At 72.7% G+C, this 21138-nt stretch carries 3 protein-coding genes (1 of these 3 cut by a window edge); all 3 read left to right on the forward strand.

What is annotated here, in order from left to right:
* Tightly spaced (at most 1 nt apart), the 3 genes in view from WME85_RS12895 to WME85_RS12905 form a layout consistent with a single transcriptional unit that may run on beyond the window.
* Positions 1–5261, forward strand: the end of a protein-coding gene (locus WME85_RS12895; protein WP_437838101.1) for an SDR family NAD(P)-dependent oxidoreductase. Its footprint begins 15154 nt before the window's first position; 5261 of the gene's 20415 nt are visible here — the last part of the coding sequence; the start codon falls outside the window, past its left edge; it ends in the stop codon at positions 5259–5261.
* A complete protein-coding gene (locus WME85_RS12900) occupies positions 5258–15784 on the forward strand; it encodes an SDR family NAD(P)-dependent oxidoreductase (protein ID WP_437838103.1) in 10527 nt (3508 codons plus the stop codon). The genes WME85_RS12895 and WME85_RS12900 overlap by 4 nt, the downstream gene beginning before the upstream one ends.
* Before the next feature lies 1 nt (position 15785).
* Positions 15786–21137: a type I polyketide synthase gene (locus WME85_RS12905; RefSeq protein WP_437838105.1), complete on the forward strand. Its 5352-nt coding sequence runs from the start codon at positions 15786–15788 to the stop codon at positions 21135–21137.
* The last annotated feature ends 1 nt before the right edge of the window (position 21138 follow it).

Genomic DNA, 21138 nt, shown 5'->3' on the forward strand with positions numbered 1-21138 from the left:
TCGACTTCTTCGTCCTCTTCTCGTCGGCCTCGGCGCTCGTCGGCTCGGCCGCGCAGGCGAACTACGCCGCCGCGAACGCGTTCCTCGACGCGCTCGCCCACGCGCGCCAGGCGCTCGGGATGCCGGCGGTCAGCGTGGGGTGGGGGCCCTGGGGCGAGGTCGGCATGGTGGCCAGCCTCGACCCGGCGCTGCGCGCGCGCATCGCCGACAGGGGGTTCGATCTGCTCGCGACCGAGGACGCGCTCGCCCTCCTCGGGCAGTCGCTCGCGCGAACCGAGGCGCACCTGCTCGCGATCTCGCTCGACGCGAGGACGTTCGCGCGTCGCGCGGCGTCGCTCGGGCCCCGCTGGAGCGAGCTCGCGCCGATGCCCGCGCGCGGGCCGGCGGCGAGCTCCCTTTCGGCCCGGCTCTCGAAGCTGCCGGCCGACGCGCGCGCGGCGGAGATCGACGCCAGCCTCCGCGCGCACGTGGGGCGCATCCTCGGGTTGCCGTCGGCCTCCGACGTGCCGAGCGGGCGCCCGCTCAAGGAGCTCGGCTTCGACTCGCTGATGGTCGTCGAGTTCAGGAACGCCCTCGCCGCGGAGCTCGGCCAGTCGCTGCCGGCGACGCTCGTCTTCGACTACCCGACCGTCGAGCAGATCACCGCGTACCTCCTCGGTCGCTTCGCCGAGGTCCCCTCCACCTCGGCGCCTCCGCCCGCTCCGGCGCTCGGCGCGCCGAAGGACGAGCCGATCGCGATCGTCGGGCTCGGGTGCCGCTTCCCCGGCGGGGTGCGCGGTCCGGAGGACTTCTGGCGGCTGCTCCGCGAGGGCCGCGACCCGATCGGCGAGGTGCCGTCGGACCGCTGGGACATCGACGCGTTCTACGATCCGGATCCCGACGCGCCCGGCAAGATGACCACGCGGTATGGCGGATTCCTCAATGGAATCGACCGCTTCGACGCCGCCTTCTTCGGGATCTCGGCGCGAGAGGCCAGGGGGATGGATCCGCAGCAGCGCCTCTTGCTCGAGGTGACGTGGGAGGCGCTCGAGCGCGCCGGCTACGCTCCCGACGCGCTCTCGGGCACCTCGACCGGCGTGTACGTCGGCATCTCCTCGGCCGAGTACGGCGCGCGGCGAATGCATGCGCCAGGGGCCGAGATCGATCCCTACACGGGCACCGGGATCGCCTACAGCGTCGCGGCCGGCCGGCTCTCGTACGTGCTCGGGTTGCAGGGGCCGTCGATGCCGATCGACACCGCCTGCTCGTCGTCGCTCGTCGCGGTGCACCTGGCGTGTCAGGGGCTGCGCTCCGGCGAGTGCGACGTCGCGCTCGCGGGCGGCGTGAGCGTCATGCTCTCACCGCAGACGAGCATCTACTTCAGCCGGCTGAAGGCGCTGTCGCCCGGGGGGCGCTGCAAGACGTTCGACGCGTCGGCCGACGGATACGTCCGCTCCGAAGGGTGCGGCGTGCTTGTGCTCAAGCGCCTCTCGGACGCGCTGCGCGCGAACGATCCGATCCTCGCCGTCGTCCGCGGCAGCGCCGTCAACCAGGACGGCCGCTCGAACGGGCTGACGGCGCCGAACGGCCCCTCCCAGGAGGCGGTGATCCGCCGCGCGCTCGCGCAGGCGGGGCTGGGCGCGGAGCACGTCGACTACGTCGAGGCGCACGGCACCGGCACGCCGCTGGGTGACCCGATCGAGCTGCAGGCGATCGGCGCGGCGCTGTCCGAGGGCAGGCCCGCCGGTCGTCCGGTCGTCGTCGGATCGGTGAAGTCGAACATCGGTCACACCGAGGCGGCCGCCGGGGTGGCTGGGCTCATCAAGACGGTGCTGGCGCTCCAGCACGGCGAGATCCCGGCGAACCTCCACTTCCGAAGGCCGAACGAGCATGTCGCGTGGAGCGAGCTACCGGTCGAGGTCGCCGCCGATCCGCGCCCGTGGCGGCAGGGCGAGAGGCCTCGGCGCGCGGGGGTGAGCTCGTTCGGGATCTCGGGGACGAACGCGCACGTGATCGTGGAGGAGGCTCCGCGGCCGGCGGTGGTGCCGGCTGCCGCGAGCGCGAGCGCGAGCGCGGGCGATATCGAGCGTCCGGTGCACGTGCTGGCGCTGTCGGGCCGGAGCGAGGGGGCGCTGGAGGCGCTGCGCGGCCGTTATGTCGAGCAGCTGCGGAAGCAGGAAGGCGAGGGAGCAGGGGACCTCTGCTACACGGCGGGAGCGTGCCGTAGCCACTTCGAGGAGCGGCTTGCGGTGGTGGGGTCTACGCGGTCGCAGCTGCTCGAGCGGCTGGAGGCCGGGTCGGTGGCGCGGGGCAAGGCGGAGCCGAGGCGGATAGCGTTCCTGTTCACGGGCCAGGGGTCGCAGTACGCGGGGATGGGCCGCCGGTTGTACGCGACGCAGCCCGTGTATCGGGCGGCGGTGGATCGTTGCGCGAAGGTGGTGGAGATCCCCTGGGAGGACGAAGATGCGCTGGGGCGAACGGAGCACACGCAAGCTGCGCTGTTCACGGTGGAGTACGCGCTGACGGAGCTGTGGCGGTCATGGGGCGTGGAGCCCGAGGCGGTGATGGGCCATAGCGTCGGCGAGTACGTGGCCGCGTGCGTGGCGGGCGTGATGAGCGTGGAAGATGGCCTGCGGCTGGTGGTGGAGCGCGGGCGGCTGATGGCGGGGCTGCGCGAAGCTGGGGCGATGGCGTCGGTGCAGGCGTCAGTGGAAGAGGTGCTCCGGGAGCTTGGCGACGCGCCTGGCGTGAGCATCGCGGCGGACAACGGGCCGACGCAGGTGGTGCTGTCGGGGCGGGAGGCAGCGCTTCGGTCTGCGTGCGCGAAGCTGGAAGGGCGCGGTTTCAGGACGAAGGCGCTGAAGGTGTCGCACGCGTTCCACTCGGAGCTGATGGAGCCGATGCTGGGCGGGCTGGAGCGAGCGGCGTCGCAGGTGCGGATGTCGGCGCCGCGGAGCGTGCTCGTGTCGAACGTGACGGGGCGCGAGGCGGGGGAGGAGGTGACGGGCGCGGAGTACTGGAGTCGGCACACGCGGGAGGCGGTGCGCTTCGCGGAGGGGATGAAGACGCTCCGTGACCGCGGGGTGAACACGTTCGTGGAGATCGGACCGCACCCGACCCTCCTGGGCATGGGCATGGAGTGCGTGCCGGTCGGGAGCGCGCAGTGGGTGGCGTCGCTGCGGCGAGGGCGCGACGACTGGGACACGCTCGGCGAGGCGGTGGCGAAGCTGTACGCGGCCGGCGTCGACATCGACTGGCGCGGCTTCGACCGCCCCTATACGCGCCGGACGGTGCCGGCGCCGACCTACGCCTGGCAGCGGCAGCGCTACTGGATGGATCCCGCGCCCGAGAGCGGAGCGCGGTCGACGTTCGACGAGCTGCTCGGCTCCGCGGAGGCCTTCGAGGCGCTTTCCGCGTCGATGGCCCTCTCGCCAGAAGAAAAGCAGGTCGCGAAGCGGACGCTCGAGGCGCTTCGCGCGCGCATCGCCGAGGCGCGGCCGGCGCGCCCGGCGCATGAGCTGCTCTATCACGTCGCCTGGCGGCCCCAGCGTCGCGAGGCCTCGAGTCCCGCGCCTTCGGCCGGCAAGTGGCTCATCGTGATGGACGAGCGCGGAGCGGGCGAGGCGGTCGCGCGCGCGCTCGAGGCCGCGGGCGCCTCCTGCACCACGGCGCGCGCGGAAGACGCCGCCGCTCACGCCGGGAAGGACTTCCGCGGGATCGTCCACTTCGGCGCCCTCGATCTGGGCGCGGGGGACGCGTGCATCCGCGGTCTGGACGACCTGCGCCGGTGGATCACGGCGGCGCGCCCGCCGTCTCGCCTCTGGCTGATCACCCGGGGCGCCGTGTCGGTCGCGGGTGAGGCGATCGACCCCGGCCAGGCGTCGCTCTGGGGGCTCGGCAAGGTCGCCTCGCTCGAGCATCCCGCGACGTGGGGAGGCCTGATCGATCTATCGACCGCGGAAGACGCGTCGGCCGAACTCGCCGCCGAGCTCCTCGCCGACGCGGGCGAGGGCCAGGTCGCGCTCCGGTCGGGACGCCGGTACGTGGCGCGGCTCGCGCCACAGGAGATCGAGGCGAGCGAGCCCTTCGCGACGTCGGGCACGGCGCTCGTCACGGGCGGCCTCGGCGGCGTGGGGCTCGAGATGGCGACGTGGCTCGTGCGGCGCGGCGCCGAGCACGTGGTGCTCCTCGGCCGGCAGGGCAGCGCGGCGGCAGGAGCGGCGGGCGCGGTGGCGCGCCTCGAGGCGCTCGGAGCCAGGGTGACGGTGGCGGCCGTCGACGTGACGGACGCGGCCGCGGTGGCGGAGCTCGTCGAGGCGATCGACGTCGGCGCCTCGCCCCTTCGGGTGGTCGTGCACGCCGCGGGCGTGCGGGGATGGAGCCGGCTGACGGAGCTCGACGGCGCGGCGCTGGAGCGAGCGATGGCGGCGAAGGTGAGGGGGGTCGAGGTCCTCGGCAGCCTGACGCGCGGCCGTCGACTCGACGCCTTCGTGTGCGTGTCGTCGATCGCCTCCGTGTGGGGATCAGCCAGTCAGGGCGCCTACGCGGCTGCGAACGCGTACCTCGACGGCTGGGCGCAGGCGCGCCGCGCGGAAGGGGTGCTTGCGCTCAGCGTGGGCTTCGGGCCGTGGCGCGACGTCGGCGGGGTCACGGCAGACGAGGCGGCGCAGCTCGCGCGGCTCGGCGTCCGGGGCCTCGGCACGCCTGCCGCTCTCGAGGGGATGGCGCTGCTCCTCGCCGCGGGCGTGGCGCACGGCGTGGTCGCGGACATGGACTGGACGCGCTTCCGCCCCCTCTACGAGGGCGGCGGAAGGCGCCTGCTCGACGAGCTCGACGGCGCGGGCGCGGGCGCGCGCGCGACGGCCACGGCGGATGGGGACTTCCTGGCGGAGCTCCGGCGGACGCCGGCGGCGGCTCGCGTCGTGCGGCTCCGGACCTGGCTCCAGCGTGTCGTGGCCGAGACCCTGGGCATGAGCGATCCAGCGGGGCTCGACGTGCAGAAAGGCTTCTTCGATCTCGGGCTCGACTCGCTGATGGCGGTGCAGATCCGTCAATCCATCGCCCGAGACCTCGGGATCACCCTCGCCGCGACGGTGACGTTCAACCATCCGAGCGTGCGAGACCTCGCCGAGCACCTCCTCGGCGTCCTGGGGTTGCGCGAGCCGGTGGTGATTCCCGCGCCCGAGATCACTGCGATCGATTCGGAGATCGACAGCTTGACCGATGAGGAGGCCGCCGCCCGTCTGGCGATGCACCTCGAGCTCGATGGAGCCCTGGAATGAACAGCATCGACGCAAAGCGGGTCCTCGGGCTTGTCGAGCGCCTGCGGGCGCGTGTCGCCGAGCTCGAGCGCTTCCGGAACGAACCGATCGCGATCGTGGGGGTGGGGTGCCGCCTGCCGGGCGGGATCGAGAGCCCGGAGGCGTTCTGGAGGTTCCTGTCGGAGGGGCGGGATGCGGTCGGCCCGATGCCGCCGGAGCGCTGGGACACGGCGGCCTGGTACGATCCGGACCCCGACGCCGAGGGCAAGATGTACGTCCGCGATGGGGCGTTCCTCGCGAGCCCGGACGGGTTCGACGCGGCGTTCTTCGGGATCTCGCCCCGCGAGGCGACGCGGATGGATCCGCAGCACCGCCTGCTGCTGGAGGCGAGCTGGGAGGCGCTCGAGGACGCGGGGATGGCGCCTCGATCGCTGTCGGACCGGCCCGTCGGGACGTTCGTGGGGATCGGGCCGAGCGACTACGGGTCGTTGATCGCGAAGATCGGCGCCGGCGCCGCGAAGGATGGTTACGTCGCGACGGGGGTCATGACGAGCTTCGCGTCGGGGCGGCTCTCCTACGTGCTCGGGGTGCGCGGCCCGTCGGTGGCGGTGGACACGGCGTGCTCGTCGTCGCTGGTGGCGTTGCACCTCGCGTGTCAGAGCCTGCGCGCGGGCGAGTGCGAGGTGGCGCTCGCGGGTGGCGTCCAGCTCATGCTCTCGCCGGAGCCCTTCGTTTACGCGTCGCGGCTCCGCGCGCTGTCTGCGGACGGTCGGTGCAAGACGTTCTCGGCAGGCGCTGACGGCTACGGTCGCGGCGAGGGCTGCGCGGTGGTGGTGCTGAAGCGGCTCCGGGACGCGGAGCGCGACGGGGACCGGATCCTCGCGGTGATCCGTGGGTCCGCCGTGAACCACGACGGGCGCTCGAGCGGTCTGACGGCGCCGAACGGGGCGGCGCAGGAAGCGGTCATCCGGGAGGCGCTGCGGAGCGGGGGGCTGACGCCCGGGGATGTCGACTACGTGGAGGCGCACGGGACGGGGACACAGCTCGGTGACCCGATCGAGGTGGAGGCGCTGGCGGCGGTCTACGGCGCGGGCAGGACGAAGGAGCGGCCGCTGAAGCTCGGCTCGGTGAAGACGAACCTCGGTCATCTCGAGTCGGCGTCTGGCATTGCGGGGGTGCTGAAGGTCGCACTATCGCTGTCGCACGAGGCGCTCCCGGCGCATTTGCATGCGGAGACGCTGAATCCGCACCTGGACTGGGAGCGGCTACCGCTGTCGATTCCGCGGCGGCTGGAGCGGTGGGAGAAGAGCGAGGGCCCTCGGCGTGCCGGGGTGAGCTCGTTCGGGATGTCGGGGACGAACGCGCACGTGATCGTGGAGGAGGCTCCGCGGCCGACGGTGGTGCCGGCTGCCGCGGGCGCGGGCGCGGGCGATATCGAGCGTCCGGTGCACGTGCTGGCGCTGTCCGGCAGGAGCGAGTCGGCGCTGGAGGCGCTGCGTGGCCGGTATGCGGAGCAGCTGCGGCGGCAGCAGGGCGAGGGGGTGGCGGACCTCTGCTACACGGCGGGGGCGTGCCGGAGCCACTTTGAAGAGCGGCTGGCGGTGGTGGGGTCGACGCGGTCGCAGCTGCTCGAGCGGCTCGACGCGGGCGCGGTGGTGCGGGGCAAGGCGGAGCCGAGGCGGGTAGCGTTCCTGTTCACGGGTCAGGGCTCGCAGTATGCGGGCATGGGTCGCCGGCTGTACGCGACACAGCCCGTGTATCGAGCGGCGGTGGAGCGTTGCGCGCAGGTGGTGGAGATCCCCTGGGAGGACGAAGAGGCGCTGGGGCGAACGGAGCACACGCAAGCTGCGCTGTTCACGGTGGAGTACGCGCTGACGGAGCTGTGGCGGTCATGGGGCGTGGAGCCTGAGGCCGTGATGGGCCATAGCGTCGGCGAGTACGTGGCCGCGTGCGTGGCGGGCGTGATGAGCGTGGAAGATGGCCTGCGGCTGGTGGTGGAGCGCGGGCGGCTGATGGCGGGGCTGCGCGAAGCTGGGGCGATGGCGTCGGTGCAGGCGTCCGTGGAAGAGGTGATCCGGGAGCTTGGCGCTGAGCCCGGGGTGTCGATAGCGGCGGACAACGGCCCGACGCAGGTGGTGCTGTCGGGGCGAGAGGGACCGCTGCGGTCTGCGTGCGCGAAGCTGGAGGCGCGCGGTCTGAGGACGAAGGCGCTGAAGGTGTCGCACGCGTTCCACTCGGAGCTGATGGAGCCGATGCTCGGTGGGCTCGAACGAGCGGCGTCGCAGGTGTCGATGTCGGCGCCGCGGAGCGTGCTCGTGTCGAACGTGACGGGGCGCGAGGCGGGGGAGGAGGTGACGCGCGCGGAGTACTGGAGGCGTCATACGCGGGAGGCGGTGCGCTTCGCGGAGGGGATGAAGACGCTCCGTGACCGCGGAGTGAACACGTTCGTGGAGATCGGACCTCATCCGGCGCTGCTGGCGATGGGGCTGGCCGAGGGGCTGTCGGTCCCGTCGCTGCGGCGAGGCCGGGACGAGTGGGAAACGATCGCCGAGGCGGTGGCGAAGCTCTACGCGGCCGGGGTCGATATCGACTGGCGCGGCTTCGACCGTCCCTATCCGCGCCGGGCTGCGTCGGCGCCTACCTATGCCTGGCAGCGGCAGCGCTACTGGATCGACGAGGCGCCGGCCGCGCCTCGCCTGGGCGCGAGCGGCTCGTGGCGGCTCTCGGGAGCGCCGCTCGACGTCCCGGGGCCGGCGCTCCACCAGGTGGTGCCGATCGGACCGAACCGGCAAGGATATCTCGCGGACCACGTCGTCCATGGGCGCACGGTCGTGCCCGGGGCGTTCTACCTGTCGACGTTGCTCGCGGTCGCCGCGGATCGGCTGGGCGCGACGGCGGCGACGCTGCGGGACGTGCAGTTCGTGAAGCCGCTCGTGCTCGATCGAGACATCGACCTGCATGTCGTGCTCACGCCGGCCGCCGACGAAGGGCATGCGTTCACCGTGGCGACGCGCGACGGCGGCGGGGCGGACTGGCGTACGCACGCGCAGGGGAAGCTGCTCATCGACGCAGCTTCGCCGACCGACGGCCCCGCCCTGGAAGCGCTCGCGGCGGCGTGCGTCGACGAGCGGAGCCTTGAGGGGCAGTTCGACAAGGGAGCCATCCAGTGGGGCCCGCGCTGGCGCTGGATCCGGGAGCTCAGGAGCGGCGACGGCGTCGGGCTCGTGCGCCTCGATCCGGTGGCCGGCACGAGCTTCGACGAAGCGCCCATTCATCCGACGCTCATCGACAACGGCTTCGTTGCGTCCTTCGCTCAGGCGGAGAGCGACGGCGCGCCGGTCCTTCCGTGGGCCATCGCCGAGCTTCGCTGGTATGGCGATCGCGTCCAGGGGGGATCGTGCCACGCGCGCATGCGCTCGGGCGGATCGGCCGAGGTCGTCACGTCGGATCTCCAGATCTTCGGCGAGAGCGGCGCCATCGTCGCCGAGATTGCCGGTTTCACCTGCAAGCGGGCGCCGCGCGATGCCTTTCTCGGAACGGACGCGGCGCGCGTGCCGCTTCTGCGCCTCGCATGGCGGGAAGTCAGCGCGGAGGCGCATGCGGAGGTGGAGCCTGGTCGGTGGCTTGTGCTGACGAAGGGCTCGGCGCTGGGGCGAGAGGTGGCGTCGCGGCTCGGTGGAGAGACGGTCCGTGGTGCTTCGGAGATCGCGTCGACGTCAGGAGCGATCTCCGGGGTTGTCTCGGTGCTCGGAGCGGAGTGGGAAGGAGAGGACGTCGGGGCAGGGGCGGAGGAGCTGACGAAGGCGACGGTGGCAGCGCTGCAAGCGCTGGTCGGCAGGAAAGAGCCGAGTCGTCTGTACGTGGTGACCGCGCGAGCGCAGGCGGTCGGTGAGAGCGACGCGGTGAGCGCCGCCGGCGCCGCGCTGTGGGGTCTCGGTCGGGTGATCCGTGAAGAGCACCCGGAGCTCGGGTGCACGCTCGTGGACGTGGAGGGTGGGGCCGAAGACGCGTCGTGGGTCGAGGCGGAGCTCCGCGCGGCGGACGAGGAGCCGGAGCGGGCGTGGCGCGGTGGCCGTCGGTACGTGTCGAGGCTGGTGAAGACCGCGCGGGGGCCTTCCGAGCGGGAGAGCGGGGCATCGGAAGGGACGGTGCTGGTGACGGGTGGCCTCGGAGCGCTGGGGCTCGAGGTGTCGAAGTGGCTTGTGCGGGAGGGTCGCGCGAAGCACCTGGTGCTGATGGGGCGGAGTACCCCCGGTGCAGAGGCGGAGTCTGCGATCGGGTGGATGCGAGAGGCGGGCGCGACGGTCGATGTCGCGCAGGGGGACGTGGGAGATGCGGAGTCGCTGGGTCGGGTGCTGTCGAGTATCCCGGAGGAGCGGTCGCTGACAGGCGTCGTCCATGCGGCGGGCGTGCTCCAGGACGGGGTAGTGTCCGAGGTGGGCGCGGAGGACGTGGCGCGGGTGTTCTCGCCGAAGGTCCGCGGCGCTTGGAACCTGCACGAGCAGACGAAAGGGCAGCAGCTCGAATTCTTCGTGCTGTTCTCGTCGGTTTCATCGCTGGTGGGTCCGGCCGGTCAGGGGAGCTACGCGGCGGCGAACGGGTTCCTGGACGGGCTTGCGCAAGCGAGGAGGGCGGCTGGCCTGCCGGGCCTGAGCGTCAACTGGGGAGCGTGGGGCGAGAGCGGGATGGCGTCGCGGCTGGAGGCGTCGCAGAAGGCGAGGCTGGCCGAGCAGGGGTTTGGATTCCTGTCGACGGCGGAGGCGCTCGCGCTGCTGGGAGAGGCGCTGTCGCGTCCTGAGGCGCAGCTGGCGGCGGTGCGGTTCGACGCGAAGGCGCTCGCGCAGCGCGGGGCGCGGCTCGGCGCCAAATGGCGAGACCTGTTGCCCGCCGCCCCGCGCGCGGAGGCAGATTCGCTCGCAGCGCGCTGGGCGGCCGGAACGGCGGAGATCCGGCGGACCGAGATCGATGCGCGGGTCAGGGGCCACGTCGCCCAGGTGCTGGGCCTCTCGTCCTCGAGCGTGGACGTCGCACGGCCGCTGCAGGAGCTCGGGTTCGACTCGCTGATGGCGGTGGAGCTGCGCAACCGGCTGGCATCGGAGCTCGGGCAAGCGCTGCCGGCCACGCTGGTGTTCGATTATCCGACCGCGGAACGGCTGGCGGATTTCCTTGAGGAGCGCCTCACGGCGAGGGCGAAGACCAAGGTGAAGTCGCGGCCCGCGATGCCGTCTCCTGCGAAGCAGGAGGCGATAGCGATCGTGGGAGGGAGCTGCCGTTACCCGGGCGGCGTGGAGGACGTCGAGGGGCTGTGGCGGCTCGTGGATGAGGGGCGAGACGGCACGGGGGAGATGCCGCCGCGGTGGGACGTGGAAGCCCTGTACGACCCGGATCCGGAAGCGCTGGGGAAGATGATGACGCGCCGAGGCGGCTTCCTCGGCGAGGTGGATGGGTTCGACGCGAGGTTCTTCGGGATAGCGCCGCGCGAGGCGCGGAGCATGGATCCGCAGCAGCGGCTGCTGCTGGAGGTGGCGTGGGAAGCGCTGGAGCACGGAGGCCAGCGCGCCGGAGAGCTGAGCGGGAGCGAGACAGGCGTCTTCGTGGGGTGGATGTACACGGAGTACGGCACGCTGGGCGGCGGGTCGCTCGAGAAGCTGGACGGGTATGCGGCGACGGGGAGCTCGGGCAGCGTCGCGTCGGGACGGCTGTCGTATCTGCTCGGTCTGAAGGGCCCGTCGATGACGGTGGACACGGCGTGCTCGTCGTCGCTGGTGGCGTTGCACCTCGCGTGTCAGAGCCTGAGGTCCGGGGAGTGCGACATGGCGCTTGCGGGCGGTGTGGCGCTGATGTTGACGCCGCGGGTGTTCGTGGACTTCAGCCGGCTGCGCGGGCTGTCGTCGGACGGGCGGTGCAAGGCGTACGACAGCGCCGCGGACGGCGTCGGGTGGGCCGAAGGATGCTCGATGGTGGTGCTGAAGCGTCTGAGCGACGCGCAGCGGGACGGGGATCGGATCCTTGCGGTGATCCGGGGTAGCGCGGTGAACCAGGACGGCAGGTCGAACGGGCTGACGGCGCCGAACGGCCCGTCGCAAGAGACGGTGATCCGGCGAGCGCTGGAGCAGGCGGGGATACCGGGGACGGCGGTGGGTTACGTGGAGGGCCACGGGACGGGGACGCCGCTGGGGGACTCGATCGAGCTTCAATCGCTGGGAGCGACGCTGGGTGAGGGCCGGAGGGGCGAGCAGCGGCTGGTGGTAGGGTCGCTGAAGTCGAACATCGGGCACACGCAGGCGGCGGCCGGGGTGGGAGGGGTGCTGAAGGCGGCGCTGGCGCTGGCGCACGAGCAGATCCCGAAGAGCCTGCACGTCGAGGAGCCGCTCCGGACGGTGGGCTGGGAGGAGCTCGGGCTGCGCGTGGCGTCGGAGCCTGTGCCCTGGGCGCGGGGGTCGGCGCCGAGGTTCGCAGGGGTGAGCTCGTTCGGGATCTCGGGCACCAACGCCCACGTGATCCTGGAGGAAGCGCCGCTGGAGCGGGCGCCGGAGGTCTCCGCGTCGCGGTCGGCGCACGTCCTCGCCGTGTCGGCGCGCAGCGCGTCGGCGCTGGCGGAGCTGGCGGAGCGCTACGCGACCCGCTTGCGATCAGCAGCTGCGAGCGAGATAGGCGACCTCTGCTACACGGCGTTGTCGCGCCGGACGCACCACGCCCATCGACTCGCGGTCGTGGGCGAAACGGGAGCGGACCTCGCGCGCCTCCTGGAATCGGCGGCGCGAGGCCGCGCGACCCACGCGTCGATCGAGACGGAAGCAGAGTCGACCCGGAAGGTCGTCTTCGTGTTCCCCGGCCAGGGCGGGCAGTGGCGCGGCATGGGGCGCGAGCTGCTGGCGCGCGAGCGCGTGTTCCGCGAGGCGATCGAGGCGTGCGAGGCGGCGCTCCGGAAGCACGTCGCGTGGTCGCTCACGGAGGTGCTCCGCGGAGAGGGCGAGGCGGGCGAGCTGACCGAGGTGGACGTGATCCAGCCCTCCGTGTTCGCGATGCAGGTGGGGCTTTCCGCGCTGTGGCGGTCCTGGGGCGTCGAGCCCTCGGCGGTCATCGGTCACAGCATGGGGGAGGCGGCCGCGGCCTACGTCTCGGGGGCGCTCCGCCTGGAGGAAGCGGCGCGCGTGGTGGCCGTGCGCAGCCGCCTGGTCAAAGGCCAGAGCGGTCGTGGAGCGATGGCGGTCGTGGAGCTCGCGCCGGAGGAGGCGGAGGCCGCTCTCGCGGGGTACGAGGGCCGCGTGGTCGTCGGGGCGGTCAACGGGCCGCGGACGGTCGTCCTGTCGGGGGAGACGGCGCCGATCGAGGAGGTGACTCGCCACCTCACGCAACGAGGGGTGTTCTGCCGCCGCGTGAAGGTCGATTACGCGTCCCACAGCCCGCAGATGGAAGAGCTCCGGGGGCCGCTCCTGAAGGAGCTGAGCGGGCTCGCCGGCCTCGCGCCGAAGGTCCCGTTCTACTCGACGGTCACGGGCGAGCGGATCGAGCGACCGCTCGACGCGGCGTACTGGGAGCAGAACCTGCGCGAGCGGGTGCGGTTCTGGGATGCGTTGCAGCGGCTGCGCGCGGACGGCCACGGCGCCTTCATCGAGGTGAACGCGCACCCCGTGCTCGTCGCGTCCGTGGAGGATGGGCTCCGCGCGCTGGCACCGCGCGGCGGCGAGGCGCTCGTGGTCGGCTCCCTGCGGCGCGACGAGAGCGCCGAGGCGCGGCTGCTCGAGAGCTATGCGCGGCTCTACGAAGCGCACGCAGCCGTGGACTTCCGGCGCCTCTACCCTGAAGGGCGCGTCGTATCGCTACCGGGCTATCCCTGGCAGCGCGAGCGCTACTGGCTCGACGCTGCGCCGAGCGCGAGGGCGCCGCGGAGAGGTCACCCGCTCCTCGGCGTCGGGCAGAGCCTGTCGACGCAGCGCGGGATCCGGCTCTGGGAGACCGTCCTCGGGCTCGACGACCTCGCTTACCTCGATGACCACCGCGTCGACGGGGCCGCGTTCCTCCCCGCCGCGGCGTACGTCGAGATGGCGCTGGCCATCGGCCGAGAGCTCGGCGGGAGCCATCCATGGGCGGTCGCCGACCTCGTCTTCGAGGAGGCGCTGGTCCTCGACGGCCCGCCGCGCACCGTTCAGACGGTCGCCATCGAGGAAGGTGGCGTGGTCTCCTGGCAGGTCTCGAGCCTGGAGGGCACGACCTGGAGGCGCCACGCGCGGGGTACGCTGCGCGCGGCCGGCGCCTGGGACGTCGAGGACGCGCCGCTCGATCCCGTGCGCTCGCGGCTCGGACAGGCGATCTCCCGCGAGGCGTTCTACGGCCGCCTGGCGGAGCACGGGCTCGAGTACGGCCCCGCCTTCCAGGGCGTCGTGAGGGCGTGGCCCGGCGAACGGGAGGCGCTCGGCCAGGTGGAGCCTCCCGCCGCCGACGGCTACGTGCTGCACCCCGCGCTACTCGACGCCTGCTTGCACGTGCTGATGGCCGCGCTGCCGCCCGGCACGATGGACGGGCCCATGGTGCCGGTCGGCATGGATGCGGTCCGCATGAAGAACGGGTCCCTCCGCGCGAGCGTGTGGAGCCACGTGCGGCTGCGCGCCGAGGGCACGGGAGACATCCGCCTCCTCGACGACGCGGGGAGGACGCAGGTCGAGGTGCTGGGGCTCAGCGTCAAGCGCCTCGAAGCGCCGCGGAGCGATCTCTACCTCGGCACGCGATGGGAGAGCGCGCCGCTCGAAAAGCGAGGTCATCGCAGCGGCCTCTGGCTCCTCGTGGGCGACGAGGGCGCCGTGGCGGCCGGGCTGAAGGCGCACCTCGAGGCGGCGGGCGCGACTGCGGAGCACGTCCGCCCCGAGGACCTGGAGCGCGTCGCCGGACAGAGAGGCGTCGCGGGGCTCGTGCACGTCGTCGCGACGAGCCGGCAGGACGAGGGCGACGCCGCGCTCGAGCGCGTCCGCGTCGCGGGGTGCGGCGCGGTGCTCCGCGCCGTCCACGCGCTCACGAACGCGCGGCAACGCGAGCTGCCCCGCGTATGGATCGTGACGCGCGGCACGCAGCCCGCGGGCGGCCAGCCCGTCACCTCGCCGGCGGGAGGCATGCTCTGGGGGCTCGGCCGCACGATCCGCGGCGAGCACCCTGAGCTCGGTTGTACGCTCGTCGATCTGGGCGACCTCTCGCCGGACGAGATGAGGGGCCTCGCCGACGAGCTCCTGGCGGACGGCGACGAGGAGGAGATCGTGCTGCGTGGGGCGTCGCGGTTCGTCGGCCGGCTCGAGCGCCAGGCGCCGCCGCCGGCGCCGGTCGATCGCGCGCGCGCCGAGCTGCGGTCCGACGCGAGCTACCTCGTGACCGGGGGCCTCGGCGGCCTCGGCCTCACGGTGGCGTCGTGGATGGTCGAGCACGGCGCCCGCGATCTCGTGCTCCTCGGCCGGAGCGGCGCGACGACGCGCGCCCAGCGCGACAAGGTCGAGGCGCTCTCGGCGTCCGGCGCCCGCGTGACCGTGGTGGCCGCCGACGTCGCCTCGCGCGCCGGCATGGAGGCCCTCCTCGCGCGCCTGCGCGCGGAGCACGCCCCGCTCCGCGGCGTGATTCACGCCGCCGGCGTCCTCGACGACGCGATGCTGGCCGATCAGACGCCCGAGCACTTCGCGCGCGCGATGGGGCCGAAGGTGCTCGGCGGATGGCACCTTCACGAGCTGACGCGCGATCTGCCGCTCGACTTCTTCGTGCTCTATGCGTCGGGCTCCGGGCTCATCGGATCGCCTGGACAGGCGAACTACGCGGCCGCCAACGCGTTCCTCGACGCGCTCGCCCACCACCGTCGCGGCCTCGGCCTGCCGGCGCTGAGCATCGACTGGGGCGCGTTCTCGGAGGTCGGGCAGGCCGCGGCGGAGGCGCGGCGAGGAGCGCGCCTCGAAGCCAGGGGCATGCGCGGCCTCACGCCCGCGGAAGGGACCGAGATCCTGCACGCCCTCCTCGCGGACGATCGCGCGCAGGTGGGCGTGTTGCCGATCGACGTCCGGCAGTGGATCGAGTTCTACCCGCAGCTCGCCGGCTCGCGGACCTGGTCCGAGCTCGCGGGCCAGGCGAGGCGAGGTCGGGCGCAGGTCGATCGCGGGCTGCACGAGGCCCTCACGGCGGCGGGCCCCCTCGAGCGCGTCGTGCTGCTCGAGCGGTTCGTTCGCGAGCAGCTCGGGCAGATCCTGCGGATGGATGGCGCGAGCATCGACAAGGGGGCTCCGTTCAAGACCCTCGGGCTCGACTCCATGACGGGGCTGGAGCTCCGGAATCGGCTCGAGCGCAAGCTGGGCCTGCGGCTCTCTGCCACGCTCGTCTGGACGTCCCCGACCGTCGCTCAGCTCGTGCGGCACCTCGCGGACAAGTGGGGAGACGCGGGCGCCGCCGACACGGCTGCTCCGGTCGTCGTGACCGACCTGGAGGTCGACGGAGATCTCGCGGACGTGCGCGCCCTCTCGGACGATCAGCTCGTCGCCTCGCTCGCCGAGGAGCTCTCGCTAGGAAGGACGGAGTGAGTTGACGACATCGACACCGCCCGCTGTTCGCAAGCTGCTCGAGGACGCGACCGTCGAGCTCAGGCGCCTCCGTCGCGAGGTCGCCTCTCTCAAGGAGGAGCGCCAGCGTCCCATCGCCATCGTCGGCATGGGTTGCCGGTATCCAGGCGGCACGCATGACATGTCGGCTTACTGGGACCTCCTCAGCCAGGGGGTCGATGCGGTCGTGGAGACCCGCGCGCGCTGGCCCGAAGGCGCCGACGAACGCCCTCCCGAGGGCCGCTGGGCTGGCCTCCTCGAGGCGCCCGACACCTTCGACGCCGCCTTCTTCGGCATCTCGCCGCGCGAGGCGGCAAAGATCGACCCGCAGCACCGCATGCTGCTCGAGGTCGCATGGGAGGCGCTGGAGGACGCCGGGATCCCGCCGCTCGGGCTCGCGGGCACCAGGACCGGTGTGTTCGTGGGTGTCGCCTCGAACGAGTACGGAGAGGCCATCCTGGCAGCTTCTTCGGAGACCGAAGCGTACGACGGGACGGGCAATGGCCTGGCGTTCGCGGCCGGTCGACTGGCGTACTCGCTGGGATTGCAGGGGCCTTGCATGTCGGTGGACACCGCGTGCTCCTCTTCGCTCGTCGCCGTCCACCTCGCCCTCCGGAGCCTCCGCGGCGGCGAGTGCGACGTGGCCATCGTCGGCGGCGTGAACCACCTCGCCTCTCAGCGCGTCATGGAGATCCTCTATGCGCTGCAGGCGCTGTCTCCGGACGGTCGATGCCGGACGTTCGACGCGGGGGCGAACGGATTCGTTCGTGGCGAGGGGTGCGGGGCGCTCGTGTTGAAGCGGCTCTCGGACGCGGAGAGCGCCGGCGATCGGGTCTGGGGGGTGATCCGCGGCTCTGCGGTGAACCAGGATGGGCGGTCGACGGGGTTGACGCAGCCGAACGTGCTGGCGCAGCAGGCGTTGCTGCGGGATGCGCTGAAGGACGCGGGGCTCGTGGCGAGCGACATCGGGTATGTGGAGGCGCACGGAACGGGGACGTCGCTGGGCGACCCGATCGAATACGAGGCGCTGCGGGAGGTGCTGGGCGCGCGGCGCGCGGACGGTTCGCGGTGCGTGCTCGGGTCGGTGAAGACGAACTTCGGGCACCTCGAAGCGGCGGCGGGGATTGCGGGGCTGATGAAGGCGGTGCTGTCGCTGCACCACGAGCGGATCCCGCGTCAGCTCCACTTTCGCGCGCTGAACCCCCGGATCTCGCTGGAAGGGACGCCGTTCGTGGTGGCGTCGGAGGATGTGGCGTGGCCGCGGGGTGAGAGGCCTCGGCGCGCGGGGGTGAGCTCGTTCGGGCTGTCGGGAACGAACGCGCACGTGATCGTGGAGGAAGCCCCGCGGTCCGATGGGGCCAATGTGGCGCCGGCCCTTGCGAGCGCGGGCGATATCGAGCGTCCGGTGCACGTGCTGGCGCTGTCCGGCCGGAGCGAGGGGGCGCTGGAGGCGCTGCGCGTCCGTTATGTCGAGCAGCTGCGGAGTCAGGAGAGCGAGGGAGTAGGGGACCTCTGCTACACGGCGGGAGCGTGCCGTAGCCACTTCGAGGAGCGGCTTGCGGTGGTGGGGGCTACGCGGTCGCAGCTGCTCGAGCGGCTGGAGGCCGGGTCGGTGGCGCGGGGCAAGGCGGAGCCGAGGCGGATAGCGTTCCTGTTCACGGGCCAGGGGTCGCAGTACGCGGGGATGGGCCGCCGGCTGTACGCGACGCAGCCGGTGTACCGGGCGGCGGTGGAGCGTTGCGCGCAGGTGGTGGAGATCCCCTGGGAGGACGAAGAGGCGCTGGGGCGAACGGAGCACACGCAAGCTGCGCTGTTCACGGTGGAGTACGCGCTGGCGGAGCTGTGGCGGTCGTGGGGAGTGGAGCCCGAGGCGGTGATGGGCCATAGCGTCGGCGAGTACGTGGCCGCGTGCGTGGCGGGCGTGATGAGCGTGGAAGATGGCCTGCGGCTGGTGGTGGAGCGCGGGCGGCTGATGGCGGGGCTGCGCGAGGCGGGCGCGATGGCGTCGGTGCAGGCGTCCATAGAGCGAGTGAGGGAGGCGCTCGGAGATGAGCCCGGTGTGTCGGTAGCGGCGGACAACGGGCCGACGCAGGTGGTGCTGTCGGGGCGGGAGGCGGCGCTTCGGACTGCGTGCGCGAAGCTGGAGGCGCGCGGTCTGAGGACGAAGGCGCTGAAGGTGTCGCACGCGTTCCACTCGGAGCTGATGGAGCCGATGCTGGGCGGGCTGGAGCGAGCGGCGTCGCAGGTGCGGATGTCGGCGCCGCGGAGCGTGCTCGTGTCGAACGTGACGGGGCGCGAGGCGGGGGAGGAGGTGACGCGCGCGGAGTACTGGAGTCGGCACACGCGGGAGGCGGTGCGCTTCGCGGAGGGCATGAGGACGCTGCGCGAGCGCGGGGTGAACACGTTCGTGGAGCTCGGACCGCACCCGGCGCTGCTGGCGACGGGGCTGGCCGAGGGGCTGTCGGTGGCGTCGCTGCGGCGAGGCCATGACGACTGGGACACGATCGCGGATGCGATAGCGCAGCTCTACGCGGCCGGCGTCGAGTTCGACTGGCGCGGCTTCGACCGCCCCTATACGCGCCGGACGGTGCCGGCGCCGACCTACGCCTGGCAGCGGCAAAAGCACACGGTGAAGCGGGGCAGGGCCACCGGAGCGCTCGCGCCGCTGCTCGCCTCCCATATCGAGGTCTCTTCCGTACCGGGGCTGCACGTCTGGCAGTCGGGTATCGACCGTCGACCTACCGCCGCCACGCTGGTCGAGATGGTGCTCGAGGCCGCGGCGAGCGCGTCCGGAGGCAAAGGCGCGACGCTGACGGACATGCGCTTCGCCCGCTCCATCGACGATGGGCCGGATGGCGCCGACCTGCAGCTCGTCCTCTCGCCCGAGAGCGACGGCGCGCCGCCGCTCTTCCGGATCGCGTCTCGCGCCGACGACGCGGCGGCGTGGCGAGAGCGAGCCTCCGGTCGTCTCCTCGCGGGAATGCGACCGGAGCCCGGCTCTGTCGAGCCAGCCGCGGCCATCGCTCGCGTGTCCGTCGCCGCCGCCGCCGAGCGCTGCCCGGAGCTCGTCGCGCCGCGCGTGCGGAAGCGTGATGGCGAGGCGCTGGCCGAGCTGGATCTGGACGGCGCGGAAGTCGGCAGGAAGTTCCGCGTCCCCCCGGTGGTCCTCGAGAGAGCGTTCGATGTCATCAAGCTAGCTGTCCGCCCGGACGACGCCGAAGTGTACGTGCCGACAGCGATAGAGCAGCTCGTGTCGGTGGACGCGGCGGCGCGCGCCGCCTGGGTCCACGTCACCGGTGCCGGCTCCGAGGGGCAAACGCTGTCTGGTGACGTCCGCTTGCTCGATCGGGGAGGGCGCGTGCTCCTGGAAGCGCGCGGCGTGCGGCTCGCTCCGGCCTCGCGCGCCGAACGCGGAGATCCGCTCACATCGCTGCTCTATACGCTCGCCTGGCGCGAACTCGGGCCCTCGCGGCGCGGCGCGAGCGGGCACCGCCGCGTTGAAGGCTCGACGTGCCTGCTCTTCGCCAACGATCCGCTCGGCGACGGCGTGGGGACGGAGCTCGAGGCGCGCGGTGGTCGTGTCGTGCGCGTGAGCCCGGGCGCGAGCTACCGCCAGGTCGGCGCAGACCGCTACGAGATCCACCCCGCCGAGGCCGACCATCTCCGGAGGCTCCTCGTGGAGCTGGGCGTCGGCGGCGGCCTCGCTCTCGACCGCGTCGTGCACGCGTGGGTCGTCCCGGAGACGGCCGCCGAAGACAACGGCCTGCTGGCGGCGGCGCGCCTCGGGTGCGTGAGCTTCACCCACCTCGCGCGGGCGCTCCTGTCCCTCACCCCGTCTCGTTACCCGCAGCTCTTCGTGATGACGCGCGGCGCGCAGCCGATCGCGGCCGAAGGCGCGCCGCCCGGACCCGGGGAGCCGGTGGCCGCGTCGGGGCTCTCGCAGTCGCTCTCGTGGGGGTTCGGCGCCGCCCTCGCGCACGAGTGGCCCGAGCTGCGCACGACCCTCATCGACGCCGATCCGGCGGACCCGGATGTGTCGTTGCTGATCGACGAGCTCCTCGAGGCCGGCGACGAAGACCGCATCGCGCTCCGGCGCGGCCGCCGTCTCGGTCAGCGGGTCGTGAGCGCCTCGGGCGCGTCGCCTTTGCGTCCTTCTCCGCGGTTCGATGGGACCGTCCTCGTCACGGGCGGTCTCGGCGGGCTGGGGCTTTCGCTCGCCGGAAGGCTCGTGGATCGCGGCGCCCGCGACATCGCCCTCCTCGGCCGGCGCGAGCCGTCGGCGGCGGGGCGCGCGTCGATCGCGGCGCTCGAGGCGCGGGGCGCGAGGATCCAGCTCGTCCAGGCGGACGTCGCCGACGCCGAGGCGCTGGCGCGCGCGCTCGACGCGCTCCGCAAGGCGGGTCCGCCGCTTCGCTGCGTGATCCATACAGCCGGCGTCGTCGACGACGCGCTCGTCGTGAACCTGGCCGAGGCGCAGATCCTCAAGGTGCTCGCTCCGAAGGTGCTCGGCGCGTGGAATCTGCATCGCTTGACGAAGAGCGATCCTCTCGATCTCTTCGTCATGTACTCCTCCGCGGTGGGCGTCTTCGGCGCTCCTGGCCAGGCGCATTACGCCGCGGCGAACGCGTTCCTCGACGCGCTGGCGCACGCGCGCCGCGCCGCCGGGCTGCCGGGGGTCTCGATTGACTGGGGTCGATGGGCCGACGTCGGAATGGCCGCGCGCCCCGAGGTCGCGGACGCCCTGGCCGCGCAGGCGGTCCGCGCGCTCTCGGTCGAGGACGCGCTCGCGCTCTTCGAGATGGCGCTCGGCGGCCCGCCGCAGGTGATCGCCGCCGACGTGAACCTCTCGGCGCTCGAGGGCGGGCGCGCTTCCTCTCCGCTCCTCCTGGATCTCGCCGTCGCCGCCGGCGTGCGCGCGACGGGCCTCCGCGCCGCGCTGTCGGAGGCGCCGCCGTCGCAGCGAGCGCCGCTCGTCCTCGCGCATCTCCAACGAGAGCTGGGAGCCCTGCTCAAGATGCCGCCGGCGGACGTACCGGCAGAGGCGCGCCTCCCTGAGTTCGGAGTCGACTCGATCATCGCCACGCAGCTCGTCAACCGCCTGCGTCGCGATCTCGCCATGAGCATCCCGTTCCGTCTCATCTTTCAGTCGTCTTCCTTGCTGGCGCTGGCGCGCGCGCTGGTCGACGAGCTCATGCCCGCCGAAGAGGGCTTGGAAGAGACGATCTTGCGCGAGATCGAGGCCCTCTCCGAGGAAGAAGCGATGGCGCTCCTGACCGGGCTATCTCGCGAACATGCCACAGATCTCGTGGCGTCGAACTTGCTTGCACGTGAATGAC

This window comes from Sorangium sp. So ce1153 (genome assembly GCF_051521595.1).
Lineage (GTDB): Bacteria > Myxococcota_A > Polyangia > Polyangiales > Polyangiaceae > Sorangium.